Origin of the sequence: Gimesia sp. (assembly GCF_040219335.1) — a bacterium.
Taxonomy (GTDB): Bacteria; Planctomycetota; Planctomycetia; order Planctomycetales; family Planctomycetaceae; genus Gimesia.
Window position 1 is genome coordinate 219,239 of record NZ_JAVJSQ010000019.1, and the last position, 18,801, is coordinate 238,039.

General features: G+C 52.1%; 17 protein-coding genes. 11 read left to right on the top strand and 6 right to left on the bottom strand.

Annotation, left to right across the window (positions count from 1 at the left end; all coding sequences use genetic code 11):
• Nucleotides 1-257: 257 nt before the first annotated feature.
• Nucleotides 258-2,123 carry an AAA family ATPase gene (locus RID21_RS15990; RefSeq protein WP_350190517.1) on the top strand — a complete coding sequence of 622 codons (1,866 nt, stop codon included), beginning with the start codon at nt 258-260 and terminating at the stop codon, nt 2,121-2,123.
• A gap of 53 nt (nt 2,124-2,176) precedes the next feature.
• Here RID21_RS15990 and RID21_RS15995 read toward each other — a convergent pair whose 3' ends face one another.
• Nucleotides 2,177-5,014 carry a DEAD/DEAH box helicase gene (locus tag RID21_RS15995; protein WP_350190519.1) on the bottom strand — a complete coding sequence of 946 codons (2,838 nt, stop codon included), beginning with the start codon at nt 5,012-5,014 and terminating at the stop codon, nt 2,177-2,179.
• Complete coding sequence (galE, locus tag RID21_RS16000; protein ID WP_350190521.1) at nt 5,014-6,012, bottom strand: UDP-glucose 4-epimerase GalE; 999 nt, start codon at nt 6,010-6,012, stop codon at nt 5,014-5,016. The genes RID21_RS15995 and galE overlap by 1 nt, the downstream gene beginning before the upstream one ends.
• A gap of 155 nt (nt 6,013-6,167) precedes the next feature.
• Between galE and RID21_RS16005 the strand changes: the two genes are divergently transcribed.
• Together RID21_RS16005 and queF are read left to right on the top strand one after the other, a co-directional pair.
• Nucleotides 6,168-7,631 (top strand): acyltransferase family protein, encoded by a 1,464-nt coding sequence (locus RID21_RS16005; RefSeq protein ID WP_350190523.1) that lies wholly within the window; start codon nt 6,168-6,170, stop codon nt 7,629-7,631.
• Between the two features lie 115 nt (nt 7,632-7,746).
• Nucleotides 7,747-8,121 (top strand): preQ(1) synthase, encoded by a 375-nt coding sequence (gene queF / locus RID21_RS16010; protein WP_145040981.1) that lies wholly within the window; start codon nt 7,747-7,749, stop codon nt 8,119-8,121.
• Nucleotides 8,122-8,124: 3 nt separating this feature from the next.
• Here queF and RID21_RS16015 read toward each other — a convergent pair whose 3' ends face one another.
• The gene (locus RID21_RS16015; protein WP_350190525.1) at nt 8,125-8,988 is read right to left on the bottom strand and encodes a GntR family transcriptional regulator; all 864 of its coding nucleotides are present in this window, start codon (nt 8,986-8,988) and stop codon (nt 8,125-8,127) included.
• A gap of 152 nt (nt 8,989-9,140) precedes the next feature.
• On the opposite strand from RID21_RS16015, the gene RID21_RS16020 reads away from it, so the two are divergent.
• The 6 genes from RID21_RS16020 to ybiA all read left to right on the top strand — a co-directional run bounded on the left by RID21_RS16020 (nt 9,141) and on the right by ybiA (nt 12,090).
• The gene (locus tag RID21_RS16020; RefSeq protein ID WP_350190527.1) at nt 9,141-9,386 is read left to right on the top strand and encodes a hypothetical protein; all 246 of its coding nucleotides are present in this window, start codon (nt 9,141-9,143) and stop codon (nt 9,384-9,386) included.
• 236 nt (nt 9,387-9,622) lie between these two features.
• Complete coding sequence (locus RID21_RS16025; protein WP_350190529.1) at nt 9,623-10,126, top strand: hypothetical protein; 504 nt, start codon at nt 9,623-9,625, stop codon at nt 10,124-10,126.
• Between the two features lie 61 nt (nt 10,127-10,187).
• Nucleotides 10,188-10,622: a hypothetical protein gene (locus tag RID21_RS16030; RefSeq protein ID WP_350190531.1), complete on the top strand. Its 435-nt coding sequence runs from the start codon at nt 10,188-10,190 to the stop codon at nt 10,620-10,622.
• A 70-nt stretch (nt 10,623-10,692) separates the two neighbouring features.
• Nucleotides 10,693-11,247, top strand: coding sequence for a hypothetical protein (locus RID21_RS16035; protein WP_350190533.1), 555 nt, complete (start codon nt 10,693-10,695; stop codon nt 11,245-11,247).
• Nucleotides 11,248-11,326: 79 nt separating this feature from the next.
• On the top strand, nt 11,327-11,617 hold the full coding sequence (locus RID21_RS16040) for a hypothetical protein (RefSeq protein ID WP_350190535.1): 291 nt from the start codon (nt 11,327-11,329) through the stop codon (nt 11,615-11,617).
• Between the two features lie 17 nt (nt 11,618-11,634).
• Entirely contained in the window at nt 11,635-12,090 is a 456-nt protein-coding gene (gene ybiA / locus RID21_RS16045) for a riboflavin biosynthesis intermediates N-glycosidase (RefSeq protein ID WP_350190537.1), read from the top strand.
• Nucleotides 12,091-12,110: 20 nt separating this feature from the next.
• On the opposite strand, the gene RID21_RS16050 is transcribed toward ybiA, so the two are convergent.
• From RID21_RS16050 to RID21_RS16060, 3 genes are all read right to left on the bottom strand, one after another.
• Complete coding sequence (locus tag RID21_RS16050; RefSeq protein ID WP_350190539.1) at nt 12,111-13,559, bottom strand: DUF1501 domain-containing protein; 1,449 nt, start codon at nt 13,557-13,559, stop codon at nt 12,111-12,113.
• A 16-nt stretch (nt 13,560-13,575) separates the two neighbouring features.
• A complete protein-coding gene (locus RID21_RS16055; protein ID WP_350190541.1) occupies nt 13,576-16,716 on the bottom strand; it encodes a DUF1553 domain-containing protein in 3,141 nt (1,046 codons plus the stop codon).
• A 105-nt stretch (nt 16,717-16,821) separates the two neighbouring features.
• Nucleotides 16,822-17,280, bottom strand: coding sequence for a hypothetical protein (locus tag RID21_RS16060; protein ID WP_350190543.1), 459 nt, complete (start codon nt 17,278-17,280; stop codon nt 16,822-16,824).
• A 334-nt stretch (nt 17,281-17,614) separates the two neighbouring features.
• On the opposite strand from RID21_RS16060, the gene RID21_RS16065 reads away from it, so the two are divergent.
• Complete coding sequence (locus tag RID21_RS16065; protein WP_350190545.1) at nt 17,615-18,193, top strand: hypothetical protein; 579 nt, start codon at nt 17,615-17,617, stop codon at nt 18,191-18,193.
• Between the two features lie 66 nt (nt 18,194-18,259).
• On the top strand, nt 18,260-18,754 hold the full coding sequence (locus RID21_RS16070) for a hypothetical protein (RefSeq protein ID WP_350190547.1): 495 nt from the start codon (nt 18,260-18,262) through the stop codon (nt 18,752-18,754).
• The last annotated feature ends 47 nt before the right edge of the window (nt 18,755-18,801 follow it).

Genomic DNA, 18,801 nt, shown 5'->3' on the forward strand with positions numbered 1-18,801 from the left:
AATAATGCTTATTATTGTATCAGCGTTCAGACGCTTTGTCAGTGTTGGGCGTCTGATTCTCTGTTATCACAGATATTTCAGGTTTTGTCTGAATAAAAGCAGGTCAGCAGCACTCTTTCATACAGAAACCTCCATGGGGCTGCGAACCCCTGATGGGGCTTGCTGGTCTTCCTGTTAGAGATTCTTCGGCAAACTGGTTTCCGGGCTGAAGAATGCGTTGTTGACCTTTCTGGAAATCAGACTGATGGAATACTCTGATGTCAAAACAGACAAACAATCTGCAAACAGTGCTGAATAAATGGCTCGAGCGTGATCTGACGAAAGAAGCAGACACGGGGAAACTCTCTCCGGTGTTTCTGATGGATGAGCTGGTTTGCGATGTGACCGATATCATCAATGCAGACCGCTTCCCTATTTTGTATGGCGGGAGTGGTGTTGGAAAATCTTCGGTCATCCACAAGCTGGTAGCACTTTCAGCAGTTGGACAGGGGCCGGAAGCATTGCAGGGAACGCGGATTCTCAAACTCTCGTTTCGACGAGCCCTGGCCAGTCTCAAAAAAGAAGATCAGCTGCGCGGTGAATTTCAGAAACTGCTCGATCTGTTACTGGAAACAGATGAGAATATCGTTCCGTTTTTCTCTGACATGGAGATCCTGAACGACTATTATCTGCAGCCGTTATTACAGTCCTACGCTTATCAGACTCAGCGTCCCCTGTTGGCCGAAGGAGATCGGACCAGCGTGGAAGCGATGTTTGAAAACTATCCGGATCTGGAGAGCCACTTTGTCGCTCTGAAAGTTGATGAGCCGGACTTGTCAACGGCCCGACAGATTGTACGTCACTGGTCCGAATATCAACAGCAGACGGATCGGGTTCGGATTACGGAGACCGCGCAGGAAGAAGCATTGCTGTTATCGCACCGTTTTCTCTCCCGATTGAATATGCCTCGGAAGGTGCTGGATCTGTTGAACCAGGTCAAGGTAGTGCGGAAAAAGGCCCGAAAAGTCAATGGACGGGATGTCATTGATCGGTTTCACCAGATACACAAGGTTCCGTTGTCCCTGATTGATCCCGCAATCAAGCTCGAACTGCAACAGGTACGAGCACACTTTGCTGAGTCTGTCCTGGGGCAGGATCAGGCTGTGGATGCGGTTGTGCGGATGATCGGTACGATTAAGGCGGGTTTGAGTGATATACGTCGTCCACTGGGAGCGTTCCTGTTCGCGGGACCGACGGGAGTGGGTAAAACGCATATCGCACAGAAACTGTCTGAATATCTGCTGGGACGGCCGGACAGCATGGTTCGGTTGAATATGGCAGATTTCCAGACGGAAGTATCTGCCTTGACTTTGTTCGGTGATCCGGAGGCGTATGCGTTATCCAAACGCCAGGGACTACTGACCCAGCGTCTGCAGGGGCAGTCATTCACGGTGCTGTTACTGGATGAATTTGAGAAGTGTGCGCCGCCTGTCCTGGACCGCTTTATGCAGTTAATCGATGAAGGCTGTTTCATTAATGGAACGGGCGAGACGGTTTCCTGCCGTTCGACTGTGATTATTGCCACCACGAACGCGGGAGCTGAGCTTTATCGTAAGAGTCTGATCGGTTTTGCAGACGGAGTGTCATCTCAATCAGAGATGGAACAGGCTATGCAGCGGCGGCTGATGGAACATTTCCGTTTCGAATTTTTGAATCGTTTTGACGAAATCGTGTATTTCCACGCGTTGAATGCGGGTCATATACGGGCAATTGCCGCTTGCGAGCTGGGTCTGTTACAGGATCGCATTGGTTTGAAGCGGCACCGGATTTCCATTCAGCCGGATCGGTCAATTCTGGACTGGCTGGCATTGAAAGGGTACGACCCTTACTTCGGTGCCCGTTTTTTAAGACGGACGATTGAGCGTTATGTCACCCCCGTGATTGCGGATGTGATTAACTCTCAATCATTGGAAAAAGGGACTACACTCGAACTCTCATTCGAGGGACAGCAGGTCGTGGTCCGTTTTGCCCAGAAACAGTCTGATGATTCGAACCGGGAGCAGACTGCCACGTTTGCGGGAAAACCCGTGGCTGAAAAGTCTTTGCCTGGTCGCAAGAAGGAACGATCGACTACAGCGGTCTGAATCGAAGGACGCCGGTAGGCCATACTCAAGTGTGGCCTACCGGTTTATTCCTATCAGACGAATAGTTCTTTACGATGGATTTTCGCATGAGGTGACAGTCCACTGCGCTGCGCGTGTTCGAGCAGCTCTGCTCCTTTACCTCGATAAGCGAAGCAGGCCTCGCCCGGACTGACATACTGATTCCAGTGCTTCTCAAATACAGAGACGAGCTGTTTGTTGCGGGCCAGTTCGGAAGGGACCGCATGTACCATCGCCAGTTGTTCCTGACGTTTGCGAAAGTATCGCCCCAGCAGATCAGGCAGCAGACTGGAAATCCAGGTGTCCTCAATCTCGTGCACCACACGGGGGATTACATATCGTGCTCCCTGAAGTGGACCGAATACTTGTTGTACGGCTTCGAGAAAGCGATCGCAGTCGTCTTCGGGGGACTGGTCCAGAAACACACGAATGTAGTTTCCGGAACGTTCCCCGACCTGCATTCGGGAGTTACTGGAGATCAGGTTCGTTTCCTGCAACGCTGCCAGTACTGCCTGGCTGACAGCTTTCGTTAGTGAATGGGACGACCAGGGCTGACGAATTCCGCTGAAAGGGGGGAAGCCACTACTTCCCCCTACTCGGCTACCGTTATTCAATTCAATCGTTTTGAGCGGTAGCCCCTGATAGGGTTCTCCGATTCTCCACAAGGCACGTGAGTCGTCTCGTTTGGAAGCACGTGTCAACATGTCACTATTTAGTAGCTGCACCGAACCTTCGAGACCTTCCGGCTTGATTTCGGTAAAAGCAGCATGGACATGACCGACGCCTTTTTCGATCAGGCCGTCATCGGTAACGCCGAACAGGCGTTTGTGCTTTTTGATAAAGCGTTCGTAGTCGTCGAGTCCTTTGGTGAATTCCGGCGCAATACAGACAATGTCCCAGTTGTTCGCAACTTTAGTGGGCATGTCCGGATCCAGGCGAAAAGAACGGCCTCGAAGCTGGTTGACCGTCATTGATGTCGTCACAGTTGTCAGATCTACCAAAACATTGATTTTATTCGCGTCCCAACCTTCCCCCAACAGCCCCCGGGTTCCCACCAGGCAGCAGGTGAGTCCCTGTTGAAAGAGGTCCGTAATCATCTCTACATACACCCGAGGAGACCACTGTGCACCGCTGCCATTGAGGACATGGAATCCATCGTAAGGCTGCAGGCTGAGCGTGACCTCAATCTTTCGGTCAGCCAGCCATTGTTCAGCCGTCGTCTGCAGGAGCTCTCCGATATCATCATCAACCAGCACGCTGGAACCGGTGAGCAGCACGGGATTTAATTTATCGGTTTCCGGGTCTCTGACCAGTTCTTTGAAAGCAGCAATGGCGCCTCCCGCTTCTTCATCGAGCAGATGCTCCACTTCCGCTGAGGTGGCTGAAGTCTTTTCAAAGTCAGCTATCACCACGGCGCGTATCGTGGCTCCCAGATTCTGCATCTCGGCTCGGAGGACAGGGATCAGTGCCTGGATTTTGCTCCGTGAATACGCAATCACACGTCCTACCGGGGACGCACAGGGCTGTGAACCGGTTTCCGTGATTTGCAGCCCCAACAGCCGCAACTGATCGACGGTTTGTGTTGCCAGCTGTTGATCTTCTGGCGCGGGGGAACGCCGTAGGCGATGACGGATGTAGCGATCCAGGACAGGCCCCCAGTAATTCAGTCGGGGGATCTCTTCATCGATGTTGGTGATGTCCAGCGGTGGTACGTGTGACGGAAGTTCCAGTCCGCGTTGTTGCAGAAACAGACGGGCCGCGTCTGCCAGTGAAGGATCGCGGCGTTCAAAGGTCGTCCAGTCATCCACTTTGCCGGAAGGCAGTTCCAGATTCTGCAGGAGAGATAATAGCCATTCTGGGAGTGGCTCAACCCGCTCCTGTGGCACGAGAGACGTGTCAGTGGGTTCGTCGCCATCAGAGATCAGAGGAGTCGCTTCTTTCTCGCTGCACAGGGTTTCCATGATCTGCTGCAACTGGTCATCGGTATTTGCGATATAAGTCAGTTCTTCCGTCGCAGGACGCACAAAATAAGCCAGGTCCTGATATGGAGACAAATAGCCGTCCTTGACCACCGCGGGAATCGGAACTTCGTAATCAATCGGTCCGAAAAAGCTGTGATAGCGATCAATGTCCTCCTGAAGTTTCCCTTTTTCGTCAGGAGGCGTGGCGGTCAGGCCGATGATGACAGGTTGTTCCAGAAAGTCGTGTGCATCCGCGAGTACGCGCCCCCAATGCCCCATCAGGTGGTGACATTCGTCGAAGATTATCATGCCGACTCCCCTGCTCTTGAGCTGTGTGAGCGTTTCCTGAGAAGATGCATGCAGTAGATCGAGTGCATTCCCGCTCGAGACCAGTTGGTCACGTACCGTTTTACGGTAGGTACGGAACCGCTTCTCGTAATAATCGGGATTGTGCTGTTTGAGATCCGCAATCCAAGTGAACGCTTCCAGAGGATCCTGGGCCTGTTCTCGGGCGATCAGTAATTCGATCCAGTATTCCAACGCTGCTTCTTCAACTTTGGAGTCTCCCTGTCGTGGGAGCGTCACTGACTGGTAGGTCAGTGAAGTCAAAAGTGCATTCTGTTCCGAGTCTGTCGTGACAAGCTGTCGGGTATCGACGGGCGAATGAAACAGATCGGTGCATGCTGCCCACTGGGATTGAATCGCCGAATTGGGAGACAGAACGAGGGCGGGACGTCTGACGTGCTGCGCCCAGAGATAAAGTCCGAGTACCGTTTTGCCGGAGCCGGGAGGTGCGACGATGTGCAGTCGTTTTTTGCCGGAGTTCAACTGCTGTTCAATTACCGAAATCGCCTCAGCCTGCGATGGCCTGAGTGTGCCACGAAAACGGACTTCCGGGAAATCAATCGTCACTATGGATGATCCGTCTGATAACCGGCGGGATGAGTCCGGAACCAGTCCCAGGCTGTCTGAATGATCTCTTCCAGACTCCTGTATTTCGGAGACCAGCCCAGTTCACTCGAAATCCGTTCGTGAGAAGCGGAGAGCATGGGGGGATCACCGGGGCGTCGTGGCTGAATATCAACGGGAATGGGACAGCCTGTCACTTTTTCTGATGTGCTGATCACTTCCTGAACCGAGAAGCCCTGACCCAGACCAACGTTATAAAAACGGCTGGATTTCGTGGTCAATGCATTCAGGGCAAGCAGGTGGGCAGAGCAGATATCTTCCACGTGAATATAGTCGCGAATGCAGGTTCCATCTGGAGTCGGATAATCGTTCCCCAGCACTGTGATATGAGATTGCTGTCCCAGGGCTGTACGCAGACAGTTGGGGACCAGGTGTGTTTCCGGATTGTGATCTTCCCCCACCGCACCATCTTTCGAGCAGCCTGCCACGTTGAAGTATCGCAAGCCGATAAAACCGAAGTTGGGGTAACTGCTGGCGCAGTCTTTCAGGATCTGTTCGACAAACAGTTTGGACCAGCCATAAGGGTTGATGGGGCGTTGAGGGCTATCTTCTGTTATCGGAAGTTGATCCGGGATGCCGTAGGTCGCACAGGATGAACTGAAAACCAGCTGGCTCACACGGGCCTGACGCATGGCTCGTAACAGCGAAAGCGTACCCGCTGTATTGTTGGTATAATAGGGTAACGGATCCGTAACCGATTCCCCAACATAAGCCAGGGCTGCGAAATGAATGACCTTTTCAATCCGCTGGGATTTCATGATTTCTGTGAGTGGCTCGGTCTCCAGCAGATCCAACTGAAAGAAAGAGGCTTCAGCAGGGACTGCTGCACGATGTCCCCGTGATAGATTGTCTATCACGCAGACTTTTTTGCCGGACTGAATTAACTGCCGGACACAATGCGAGCCAATATAGCCGGCACCGCCGGTCACCAGGATGGTCATGAAACTCTGCTTAAAATAAGGAAAGATCGACTTTGTTTGATGTTTTACACTGCCAGCCACACACGGTACGATAAAAGTAGTCTTTCAGCGACTGGCAGAACCAGTTGATTGACTGTAGTCATACCTTAGCTTTTCTTTCTTCATCGGTAAATCAGATGACACAAAATACTCCGAATTCAGAGTCACACGAACCGGAAACCATACCTCTGCAGAAAACTCCGGAAACTGAGTCTGTCACACCACCGGCGATTCCTCCTGAAACCGCTGAAAAAGAACAGCAGGAACAGAAGCAGGGAAAAACACCTCCGGTCAGTCAGCGTCTGACGTCTCTGGATGCGTACCGTGGATTTGTCATGCTGGCGATGGCCTCAGGAGGACTGTACATCGCCAACGCGGTGCGGAACTCACCTGAAATTCTGCAGCAGTATGATGGTACCCAGTGGGAATCCTCGTGGAAGTATCTCTGGCAGACACTCTCCTACCAGTTGAGTCATGTCGAGTGGACCGGTGCCGGATTCTGGGACCTGATTCAGCCCTCTTTCATGTTCATGGTTGGCGTTTCGATGCCCTTTTCGGTACGCAAGCGAAAGCAGAAGGGCGATTCCACGCTCCGCATCTGGGGGCATGCCATTTTTCGATCGGTGCTCCTTGTGGCTCTGGGAGTCTTTCTCTCTTCTCGCTCGGGCCCTCACACCAATTTCACTTTTGCGAATGTTCTCTGCCAGATCGGCCTGGGTTATCTGGTGGTCTTCTTTTATGTAAACCGGTCTTTTGTGACGCAGCTGATTGGCGTCGTCACCATTCTGGGAGGTTTCTGGTTCTTTTTCTATCAATACATGCCTGCAGAGGCAGAGTTGACTGCGGTCAAGAACTACCTGACTGAAGTCAAACATCTGGACGAATCGGAGTGGACTCAGTTTTCCGGCTTTGGAGAACCGTGGAATAAACACACCAATGCCGCTGCGTCCGTGGATCGTCGGTTGCTGAACCAGTTCCCCCGCTACGAAGAGCCCTATCAGGGACAGAAATTCTGGGTAAACCACGGCGGCTATCAGACGCTCAATTTTATTCCGTCCATTGCCACCATGCTGTTCGGCCTGATGGCCGGACAACTGTTGATGTCCAACCGCCTGGATAAAATGAAAGTCAAATGGCTGCTGCAGGCGGGGTTGATCTGTTTCGTGATATCGATGTTGCTGGATACTTCAATCTGGCCGGTTAATATCGAGCAATGGGAGTGGCACCTGGTACCGATCGTCAAACGGATCTGGTCCCCCGGCTGGGCAATATTCAGTGCCGGCTGGGCCTTCTGGTTCCTGGCAGTATTTTATTGGATTATCGATGTCAAAGGTTATAAAAAGTGGGCCTTCCCCTTTGTGGTCGTTGGCATGAATTCAATTGCCATGTACATCATGGCGCAGTTGATTCGTCCCTGGATTCAAAAGTCGCTCGAGATGCATCTGACCACGGTCGATAAAATGACCGGCTGGTCTGTGGCCGGTTCACTGTTCAGCTCAGATTGTCCCTATGCCCCAATCGCCGTATCTGCGACCGTTCTGTTTGTACTGTGGCTGATCTGTCTCTGGATGTATCTGCAGCGGATCTTTATCAAGATTTGAACCGATTTGCGTGAAAATACTTGTGATTTGCTTGCACGCCTCGGAGAATCGCTATAGAACACGATCACATTTGTGATACGTCATCCCGAATCCATCGATAGAGAAACATACGACCATGAGTGAAGCCGATTCTCCACGCAGCCTGCTGGAAACGTTCGAAAACCCCTACCCCAACCGTGACTATGTCATGGAAACGGTCTGTCCCGAATTTACCTCGGTCTGCCCCAAAACCGGTCAGCCTGACTTCGGCACACTGATCATTACTTACATCCCCGATCAGGTCTGTTTCGAACTGAAATCACTCAAGCTTTACCTGCAGAGCTATCGCAACGTAGGTGCCTTCTACGAAGACGTGACCAACCGCATTATGGATGACCTGGTTGCAGTCACCGATCCGCGTTGGCTCGAACTGCGAGCAGAATTTACTCCCCGGGGCGGGATCAGCAGTACCATTACTGTGTCGCACCACAAAGCGGGTAATGAAGAGTAAACGTCAGCGTTTAAGCTGCGAGAGGACCGGGTGATTGCTGCGGAGGTGGAATTCCAGCTCTTCGCGGGCGGTCGTCCAGTCTTCATTGATGAGTGCGGTCAAGATTCGCTGATGTTGCTGGATCTCCTGGATGGCTGCGTCGCGGTCGTTCGATTCCCAGAGAAACAGCAGGTCGAAATAACGACCGTGTCGATCAAAAAAACTGATGATGTAATAGTTGTCCGACTGTTTGATCAGATATTCGTGCAGGCTGTTGTCGATCTGCAGCGGTTCCTCATCAGTCTCGGGAACCTGGTTGCCGTCCAGTATTTTCTGCAGCACGCGTTTATCAAGGTTCTCCTTCGCCAGATCCAGTGCCTTGAGCTCGAGGACCACGCGAACCTCAATGAAGGCATCGAGATCGTGTTGATTGAATGAACGCAGTTTCCAGCCTCTGCGAGGGACATGCTCCAGCATTCCGTCACCGGCCAGCCGATTGAAGATATTCCGCAGACTGGTGCGGCTGATATCATACTTTTTCGCCGACGCCATTTCCCGCAGAAACACGGATTCGCCATTCAGGCTCATCGTGAGCAGGTCATCGGTAATACGTTTGAAATGATCTTCGGGAGGCGCCGGTTGGTGGGACTTCGCCGCGGTCTGGGCATCGCTCATTTTCTCCTGATTGACGCACAGCCGCCGATTCTTTTCCCGATAGAGATACCCTTCTTCAATCAATTCATTGATCGCATGATAGATTGGGGTAACGCTCACCTGATAATGGTCTGAGAGTGCCGCCAGCTTTAGCGCATCGGGGGACAGTTCATCCCGCGACAGCCGGGCGATCAGGTCGGCTTTGATGTATTTGGTGAGAGTCAGAATCTGCATGGGCGCTCCTCAGCTGGTGTCTGTTGAGCGGATTGTAATTGTTATTGGCGACAATGTAAATGTATGGCGTGGGAGAAAAAACTTGTGTTCATGTGATTAGCGGGTAAAATGGAGGCACAATTCATTTCTCAGATATGAAAGGGAGTCGCGTGATGAAAACTACTTCTCCCCCCGTCAGTCCTGCTGTGTTGACTCGGTTTAAATTCCTGGTCTGGATGGGACTGCTCATTTCACTCAGTGATCTGACCTGTATCCTGGTACTCGGAGATCGTTTTCCCAAACTGCTGGCAGGGATTGTGCTGATGCCGGCGCTGTTATTCATGCTGGTGGCTTTTAAGGTGCTCTACAAAGCAGTGCCTCCCAAAGAACGCCGATGGCGCGTCGAGAATAGAAGCTGAGCCAGAGCCAAAACATACACAATCAGAATCTGATTGGATGTGCCACCAGCGGCGGATGGAATACTTGGTAGCAGGTATTTTGCCTGCTACCTGTCCGGATTATCAATCATGAGGTTTTTCAATCTCTATGCTTTTCCGATCACCACCAATCCTGATCTTCGCTTGTGTTCAAGTGAATAGATTGGCATGATAGACCCAAGTAATGTGAGTGCGAGAATTGAGTAAGAGGAAATTCGATGACAGATCTGGACCGACGAGCAGAAAATTATCTGCAGAAAAGTATGCAGGCGTTGGTTGGCTTTGTTGGCTCTTATATTTTTCTCGCCTACGTGTTTATGTTTCTGGGGCTGTTACTGTTTGAAACTGATTTGACCTGGCCTGAAGAGAAGCGGCAGTCATTCATACTCTGGCTCACTTTCGGTCTCGCTTGCGGGTTTGCCGTTTTCACGGTCTTCTATGGAAGCAAAAAACTCTCCCGCTTCTGGCTCTGGTTTTTGTTGATATTCAGTCTGAGTTCCCTGATCCAGGTTGTACCGGAAAAGGGAAGTTTACATGTTGAGTTGAATCAGAACTGGCCTCAATGGACGATCGCTTCTCTATATGTTCGATCGAACTTTCATCCTGTCAAACTGATCGTCTTGGCAATTCATGCTTCCCTGGCGCTGGGATTAGCCTGGCTCCTTCGTTTTTGCTGGTCTCGACTGTTTCAGTCACGAACGGCGCTGCGAAATTCTGATTGAATATACACAGTAAATACATCACTGAAGATTTCTGGAAAGTAAGTTAAAGAGAGAAAATATCATGCGAGTTGTGGCAAAGTTGCTGGTTGTGGTTCTGATTATTGCATTCGTGCGATCCAACCGGAATTCAAAAAACGACAAACCGGCGCCACCAATTGAACCTTCCGCGGTGATCGAAAATAACGGTGTGGAATACAGGCTCTATCGAGGCGTCAAATTACTGGATGTCTTTGAGACGCTCCCGACCAGTGCCATCGATACGCTCGACGCGGATACCCGCTCCAAACAGCACCTGATCGTCGTCATCACGGTACCCCTGGGAAATCATAAGGTCAGCGATCTGCAAACCACCTTCAAACTGAAAAACGGACAATCCTTCGTCAGAAAATGGCTGCCCGTGAATGATAATAAGAACGAAATCGCGACGGGCGTGTTTGCGGTGACTGACAGCGTCGTTTCCTGTTCGACGGAAATCAAACCATCCGCGAGAAAGTGAAACCAGAAAACGCGTGATAAATATGAGAAATGAGTCCAGGCGGTCCGGCTTAACGAAGTGGGAATTCCTGGTGATAGTCAGTATCACCGGCATGCTAACCCTGTTTTTTTTCAAAAAGACTTGGAACCCCAAGGGACCTTCTGGAAAAATGATTCCCGTGACCTCACCGCGGGAGGAAAACCGGATCTTTCATCCGCTGGGCCTCTCATTCATTGCCCCTCCAAACTGGGATTCGAATCTGATAATGAGATATCATCAGGATGTCCCCAGGTTAAGCGTTGCTCCGCGCAATCGACTGATGATTCGTTATCAAAGAGCCAACTTCAACTGCATGCAGATAAACCAACCGGAACAGGAAGAATTGTCGAAGTCACAGCAAGTTCAATTTCAGGGCTTTCCTGCCTTTGAAAGGATGGTCATTGTCCGGAAAGATTCGTTTGATGATCCTGCCAGATCTAATTATGAGCTCTATATCAACAGACATGGTGAGTGGTGGAATGTCCATTTTCTAATTTCGGAAGAAATGACTGAGTTGCCTGCTATGATGCGCAAGTACATAAATATGATTCGCTTTCCGCCAAAAGCAGTTGAGGAAGCAGAACAGTCCATGAAGTCAGAGGAATAGTAAGGAACCTACTCCCCAACTCAGGTGTCTTTAATTAAGAATGTATTCCGCTTCCTCATTTTCAAAGCCAGTGAACGCCATGCAGGAATCTCACGACGCTAGCCGGCGGTTGACAATCGACTTTTACGACATCGATTCCCTCCGTTATCCCACAATCACAAAATCCGTGGTCAGACTGTTTCAATTGGAACCGGCGGGGGAACTGACCATTGGTCTGTATGAAATGTTCCAGGATTATCAGTGTGAGAGACAGATCGTGGGGCTGGAGTGGGATCCCTGGCCGGGGTATATCGTGGTGGCGAAAACGGAGTCAGCGGAAGATCTGGTAAGGGAAATTGGTGCTTTTATTCAATCCAGGTTTTCCCGGTAATAAACAGAGTTGTTCACATGGCGATTTGCTTCTACACCCGCAACGACGAGTATGGTGCGTTTTCGAACTTCTCGCCACATGGGGTCGAGATAGACGGGCTCTGGTGGCCGAGCGTCGAACACTATTTTCAGGCGCAGAAATTCAGTGATCCGGAATACCGGGAACGGATCAGAACAGCCCCTAATTCGAAACAGGCGGCCCTGCTGGGACGCAGTCGCAAGGTCAAACTCCGCGACGACTGGGAAACAGTCAAAGAGGAGATCATGTCGGCAGCCGTACTCAAGAAATTCCAGACGCACCTCGAATTGAAAGCACTTTTGCTCTCCACGGGTGATGAGGCAATTGTGGAAAACGCCCCCGGTGACTATTTCTGGGGTTGCGGACAGGACGGGACCGGTTTGAATCGTCTGGGGGTGATCCTGGAGCAGGTACGCGATGTACTCAGACAGGGACTCAACTCAGATCAGAAATGATCCCGTCCGATCCTTTGTGTTTATGACAGAATTTCATTAATCACCGTCCCATGCACGTCAGTCAGACGGTAATCCCGGCCCTGGTGTTTGTATATCAGGCGTTCGTGATTCAGACCCATGCAATGTAATAGGGTTGCGTTGAGATCGTGTACGTGAACCGGGTTCTCGGCGATGTTGTAACAGAAATCGTCTGTCGCGCCGTAGGATATGCCCGGCTTAATGCCGCCGCCGGCCAGCCACATGGTGAAGCAGCGGCCGTGATGATCTCTGCCGTAATCGGTGCTGGTGAGTGTACCCTGACTGTAAATCGTGCGTCCAAATTCGCCGCCCCAGATGATCAGTGTGTCGTCCAGTAGTCCTCGCTGTTTGAGATCAGTAAGCAGTGCTGCGGTTGGCTGGTCGATGTCGCCGCACTGCAGGCGCAGGTCGCTGGGCAGATTGTAATGCTGGTCCCAGCCCCGGTGATAGAGTTGAATGAACCGCACACCCCGCTCTGCCATCCGTCGGGCCAGCAGGCAGTTGGCGGCGTAGGTTCCCGGTTTACGGGAAGCCTCACCATAGAGGTCGAATGTCTGCTCACTTTCATTCGAAAAGTCGGTCAGGTCAGGAACGGAGGTCTGCATGCGGTAAGCCATCTCGTATTGCGCGATGCGGGTCTGGATTTCCGGATCGCGATAGGTTTCAAACTGCCTTTGATTCAACATCGCAAGGCTGTCCAGCATACTTCGTCTACTGGCGTCGGTGAGACCGGACGGATTGGAGAGATAGAGTACCGGATCGCCGTTCTTCCGGAAGTTGACTCCCTGGTGACTCGAAGGCAGAAATCCGGTGCCCCACAGTCGGGCATACAGGGGATCTGCGGGGCGGGATGCACTGCCGTCGGAGATCAATACCACAAACGCGGGCAGGTTCTGGTTCTCGCTGCCCAGTCCGTAACTGGACCATGCACCAAAGCTGGGACGTCCCGGTTGCTGGTGTCCAGTCTGCATCAGTGTGACTGCCGGGTCGTGATTGATCGCTTCTGTGTGCATCGACTTAATCACGCAGACATCATCGATCACCTTCGCCAGGTGCGGCAGTGCATCGCTGACCCAGGTGCCACTCTCGCCATGCCGTTGGAACTGGAACTGGTTCGGCGCTGCGACCGGGAACGATTTCTGATTTGAAGTCATACCCGTCAGCCGTTGATCACCGCGGACCGAGTCGGGTAGCGGACTCGCATTCAATTCCCTGAGACGCGGTTTATAGTCGAAGAGTTCCATCTGCGAGGGACCGCCGTGCATGAACAGGTAGATCACACGTTTCGCTTTCCCCGGAAAATGGGAGGGTAGCACCGAGTCAGCAGGACCTGCATCGAGATCCGAATTGAGCAGTGATCCCAGTGCAACCGCACCAATGCCTGTGGCATTGCGGCGGAAAAACTGCCGGCGGGTGACTTCCTGTTGGAGCAGGTTGAGTTCGTTCTGCATCGGGGATCCTGTGGAATTAGTGTTTCGTGACGGTCTCATCCATGTTGAGAATCGTGCTGGCGAGCATGCTCCAGGCCGCCAGTTCCGTGTCCGGAATCGTCGCCTCAATGGGGGCTTCACCAACCTGGATCAACTGTCGTGCTGCACTGGGGGCGGAGTGATAGATCTTCTGTTGCTTCTGGAGCAGGCGTGTCAGAATCTGCTGTTCCCGCTTATCGGGACTACGGCTGGTGGCAGAACGGAACAGGAAAGCGATATGTTCCGATTCCGTTCCCTCCTGTTTTAATGTGCGTGTTGCCAGTACTCGGGCCGCTTCGAGGTAAGTCGGATCATTCATCAGTACCAGAGCCTGGAGTGGTGTATTGGTGCGGGGACGACGAACAGTACAGGTTTCGCGAGTCGGAGCATCGAAGGCCATCAGCCCGGGAGGAGGACTCTGTCGTTTCCAGTAAGTATAGAGGCTGCGACGGTACAGCCCGTCTCCCGAATCCTGTTGATAGGTGACATCGCCATCGTAGGAGACCGCTTCCCAGAGTCCTAGCGGCTGATAAGGTTTGACGCTTGGTCCCCCCTGCTTTGCTACGAGCAGACCGCTGATGTGCAGTGCATTGTCCCGGACCGTCTCTGCATCGAGTCGGAAGCGGGGGCCGCGTGAGAGCAGCCGGTTTTCGGGATCGCGCTCATAGAGTTCACTGGTGCCGCGAGAAGACTGCTGATAAGTCGCTGAAAGCGCGATGAGCTTGATCAGGTGTTTGACATCCCAGTCGCTTTCACGAAATTCGACAGCCAGCCAGTCAAGTAGTTCCGGATGACTGGGCCATTCTCCCTGCGAACCGAAGTCTTCGACCGTTTTGACCAGGCCGACGCCAAACATCTGTTGCCAGAGCCGGTTTACATAGACGCGAGCTGTTAATGGGTGTTCAGGACTGGTGAGCCAGCGGGCCAGTCCGAGACGATTCGTCGGAAATTCATCACGGAAGCCTGGCAGGACGGCGGGGACCCTGGCGTTTACTTTTTCACCCGGATGATTGTAAACGCCCCGCTCCAAAATAAAGGTCACTCGTGGTTCCTTGTTTTCCTGCATCACCATCGTTGAGGGGATCTGCTTGCGCAAGCGGGCGAGTTGACTGCGTTTCTTCTCCAGAGCCTGTTCCGTACCACGGAATTCCTCAGGGGCTGCCGTGTTGAGGAAGTAGGTTCGTAGTGCCTCCTGCTGTTGTTGCGTGCGTTTCTCCCTGGGGACCGCGAGAGTGGCGGTCAGGAATTGCGAATCGGCGAGTTGCCTGGCTTCTTCTGCACTTAACGTGCGGCTGTAGATTCGCAGCTCATCGAGGTTGCCCTTATAAAAGGCACTGGTCGAACGGCGGCCGAGGCGAAAGGGTTCATCAGTTGTAATGCTGGAGGTAAGGCTGTCGTAGGGGGCAGAGGTACTTTGCAAAGCACCATTCAGATAGATGCGAATTCCCGCTGCTGTCGACGAGCCGTCGTAGCTGACGAGTAGATGCTGCCAGCGACCGGTACTGATGCTGCCGTCGGTCACCACCTGAATCGCATTGCTGTTCCAGGCGTGGATCAGGTGGACGCAGAGCTTTCCTTTACGGAGCATGATGTCGAAGCCCCGGAGTTGTTGTCGATCGTCATTCTGAGAAAGAATGCAGATCGGGCCCCCCGAAGCGGGTTTGATCCAGGCAGCGATGGAAAAGGGCGTGTGCCGATCGAGGGGGAGTTGCTGATGACTTTCCAGCAAGGCCGTTCCGTCAAACTGCGCACCCGTTCCCAGAAAGCCGGCGTTGTTTTCGACGTTGCCGATGGCCTTGAATGTCTGGTTTTGGTTCAGATCGTCCAGGGGATCGTGGAGAATCAGTTTCTCGGTCGGAGGGGATTTCAGCGTCGCAGCAATCTGTTGTTCCCATTCCGTTTGGAGTCGAGCGAGCTTCGTTTCGTTCTGCTGATGCTGCTGCTCGAGGGTTTGCAATTCGTTCTGCAGTTTCAGTTCTTTGTCCTTATAGTCCGGGGACGGGATCTGCAGAACCGGTTGTGCATTACCTGCAGTGCGGGTGTTGCCGGTCTCGGGGGTATTGTTGAAGAAGGCGAAGAGCTGGTAGAACTCTTTCTGTGAGATCGGATCGTATTTGTGATCGTGACAGCGGGCGCAGCCCATGGTGAGCCCCATCCAAACCGTGGACGTCGTATCGAGGCGGTCGACGATGTATTCCACGCGGTACTCTTCATCGATGATTCCTGTCTCGCGGGTCGTCATATGATTGCGATGAAAACCTGTGGCGATCAGCTGTTTTTGAGTCGGATCGGGGAGCAGGTCACCGGCCAGCTGCTCGATCGTAAACTGATCGAAAGGCAGGTTCCGGTTGAAAGCGTCGATAACCCAGTCCCGCCAGTGCCACATCTCCCACTCTTCATCAGTGAAATAACCGCTGGTATCTGCATAGCGGGCTGCGTCGAGCCAGTAGCGAGCACGATGCTCGCCATAATGCGGCGAGCTGAGCAGGCGGTCGATCAGGTTTTCCAGGGCCTGTGGTGAGTCGTCCTGCAGGAAGGCGTCCAGTTCCTCCAGCGTGGGAGGCAGGCCGATCAGATCCAGTGAGAGCCGCCGACAGAGTGTCGCTTTATCAGCCCGGGGAGACGGCTTGAGACCTTCCTGTTGCAGACGAGCCAGGACAAAACGGTCGATCGGGTTTCGTACCCAGGTTTGATCTTTAACCTCAGGCAGGTCTGGACGTCGGGGCGGAATGAAAGACCAGTGCTGCTGATAGGCGGCTCCCGTTGCGATCCAGCGTTTGAGCAAATCAATTTCCGCTGGCGACAGTTCCTTACCGGAATCAATGGGGGGCATTTTGAGAGAATCATCTGTGGTGATCAGCCGTTTGGCTAACTCACTCTGGTGGGGATGCTGACGATCAATAATGCGGTAGCCATCACGGGGGCGAATTGCGTTTTCCTGGTCATCCAGACGGAGATCGGCTTCGCGGGTCGCCGCATCGGGCCCGTGACAGTGCAGACATTTCTCAGAAAGGATCGGCCGGATGTCACGATTGAACTCGATTTGTCCAGGTTCGCTCTCCTCTGCTCCGTGAAGCAGTGATACTCCCCAGAGAGAGAAGATCAGGGGCATTAAAGCTATCGGTAATGAATTATGCATGGATCGAATATGGGCAATCCTGAAATTAAATGGGGCGGGCAATATATAAACTAAATTAAATATTAGCAGGCTTCACCTGGATTGTCACTTGCGGATCCGGAGAAATCAGGATTCAGAAATGGTGGGATAGCTTGTGATGACGCCGATGGGGAGTTCGGTCTTTCCATTCCGAATCCGTTTCAGTTGATTCAACCGGCTGATGGCTTTTTCTAATTGTTTCAGATCAGAGGCGATGATCTGCCCACCGCCTGGTTGAATCAGTATGACATAGCCTGGCGTCGATGGATTGGGCTTCCATAAACCAACCTCCAGCCAGAGCGCACAGACCGGATTTTGATCCGTCTGGATGACAGCAAGTGGGTTTTTGAGTGCTTTGCTCAATCGATCTGCAGCTGCTTTAATTTCGGGGCTACTGTCTGAGGGGAGTGCGACGGGCCACGGCCAGGCAGCAAATGTCTGTCTGGAATTTTTAAACTGTCCAGTCTGTGAAACAACTATCGATTCGCTAGCGGGGAGAATGAGGAATCCGAAGAGGGAGAGATAGAAAATGAAGAGACGAACCATGTTTCTGCCTGTTTCTGAGAAGAAAATGGAATCGGAGAAGAACCTGTCTCCAATGATTATAGTCCTGCTGCATAGAAAAGTGTGACTTTACTTTCATTGAGTGATCTAAAATTAAACATCCCCTCTTGTGCTCAAACTTGTGAGAGCGAACCTGATGAGATCCGACTTACCGCCGTGGCCCCTCGACGCGATATGCCTTCGTCCTGATAACCTGACGATACCTGAACTTGCACAGATCGTTTATCAAAGGACCTGCCGAACGGATTTCAGCGAGCCTGGCTTCTGTCTGATCAACCTGGGGGCAGACCTAGGTTCGAAGGGCTAGCGTAGTACAATGGTTGCTCTCAAGCAGGAACTGGCGACGGCTCATGAAACTACGCGAGGAGAGACACTGCAGTACGTTTCGCTGGGGCGCTTTGATCAACAAAATTCGACAAAACCTCATCGCGACAATGGGCCGGAGGAGTGTTTCCTCATGCTGGGATATGAGCCAACCGAGGTGGAAAGCACTCTGGAGATATCCGACTATGCACTCTGCGCACATGAACTGGGTCTGACCCCCGCCGCGTTTCTTGCTCAGCACAACCCGATGTTTCAGTCGGGCTATGAAATGCTGCAGCCTTTTGCGACTCAGGTCTCCTGTTTTTCCTGTGCCGAATATCAGATCGTCTGTATCAATAATTCTTCTGTTCCCTACTCCGCAGATCATTCAACCTGGATGGGGACCCTGCATACGGCGACGGTCAAGAATCCGGATACGTCAAAACGCCGCGTGATCAATTCGACTTTAATTGCTTCCGTTCCTCCAGGAATGAAGGATGTCCTTTCTCAGGTAGATGTAGAAGAGTTCTTGCGTACCAATCTGATTCGACGTCGTGATTATGGTGGTCATCAACAGACCGACGTTTTTTGATTCTGTTGTGGGGAACTGGTAAACTAAAGTCAGCATTTTGTATTCAATTATTGTAAAGGCGAGGGTATGTGGGGGCAGCGGCTTGCGAATCTACTTAAGGGAGTGATCGGCGGTGCTTTTACCGGCCTGTTAGTGGGAGTAGTTATCGTGCAGCTCACGATGGCATACGTGATTCAGCGATCTGATTACATCCATCCGACCCTCTTTGAAACTGCTGAAGTGCGCTATCGCTGGACCCTGATCCTCAGTTTTGTCACTGTCTTCATCCTGGTCGGTCCCTTCTTCGCCTTCCATACATTCGGCCCCTGGGTGCGGCAGGCGATGTATGGTCTGCTGGGATGTGTAGCTCTGGTTGTGGGAATTGCTCTGTTGGGAGCCTGGATTGAGGGAGAATTTCCTTTTAATCACTATAAAGGATCGGAACAAAACTGGATCTCTGCGGCACGGGGGTATGGGATTCCGGCTGCGTTTTTGTTCGGACCTGTAACCGGGATTCTGATTGGCAGGTACTGGATTTCTGGGACTGACGATCAGCAGTTATCGGGCAAAATAAGTGCCTGAGCAACTTTTGATGAAGGTGATTTCCCATGAATGACGATCTTATTATC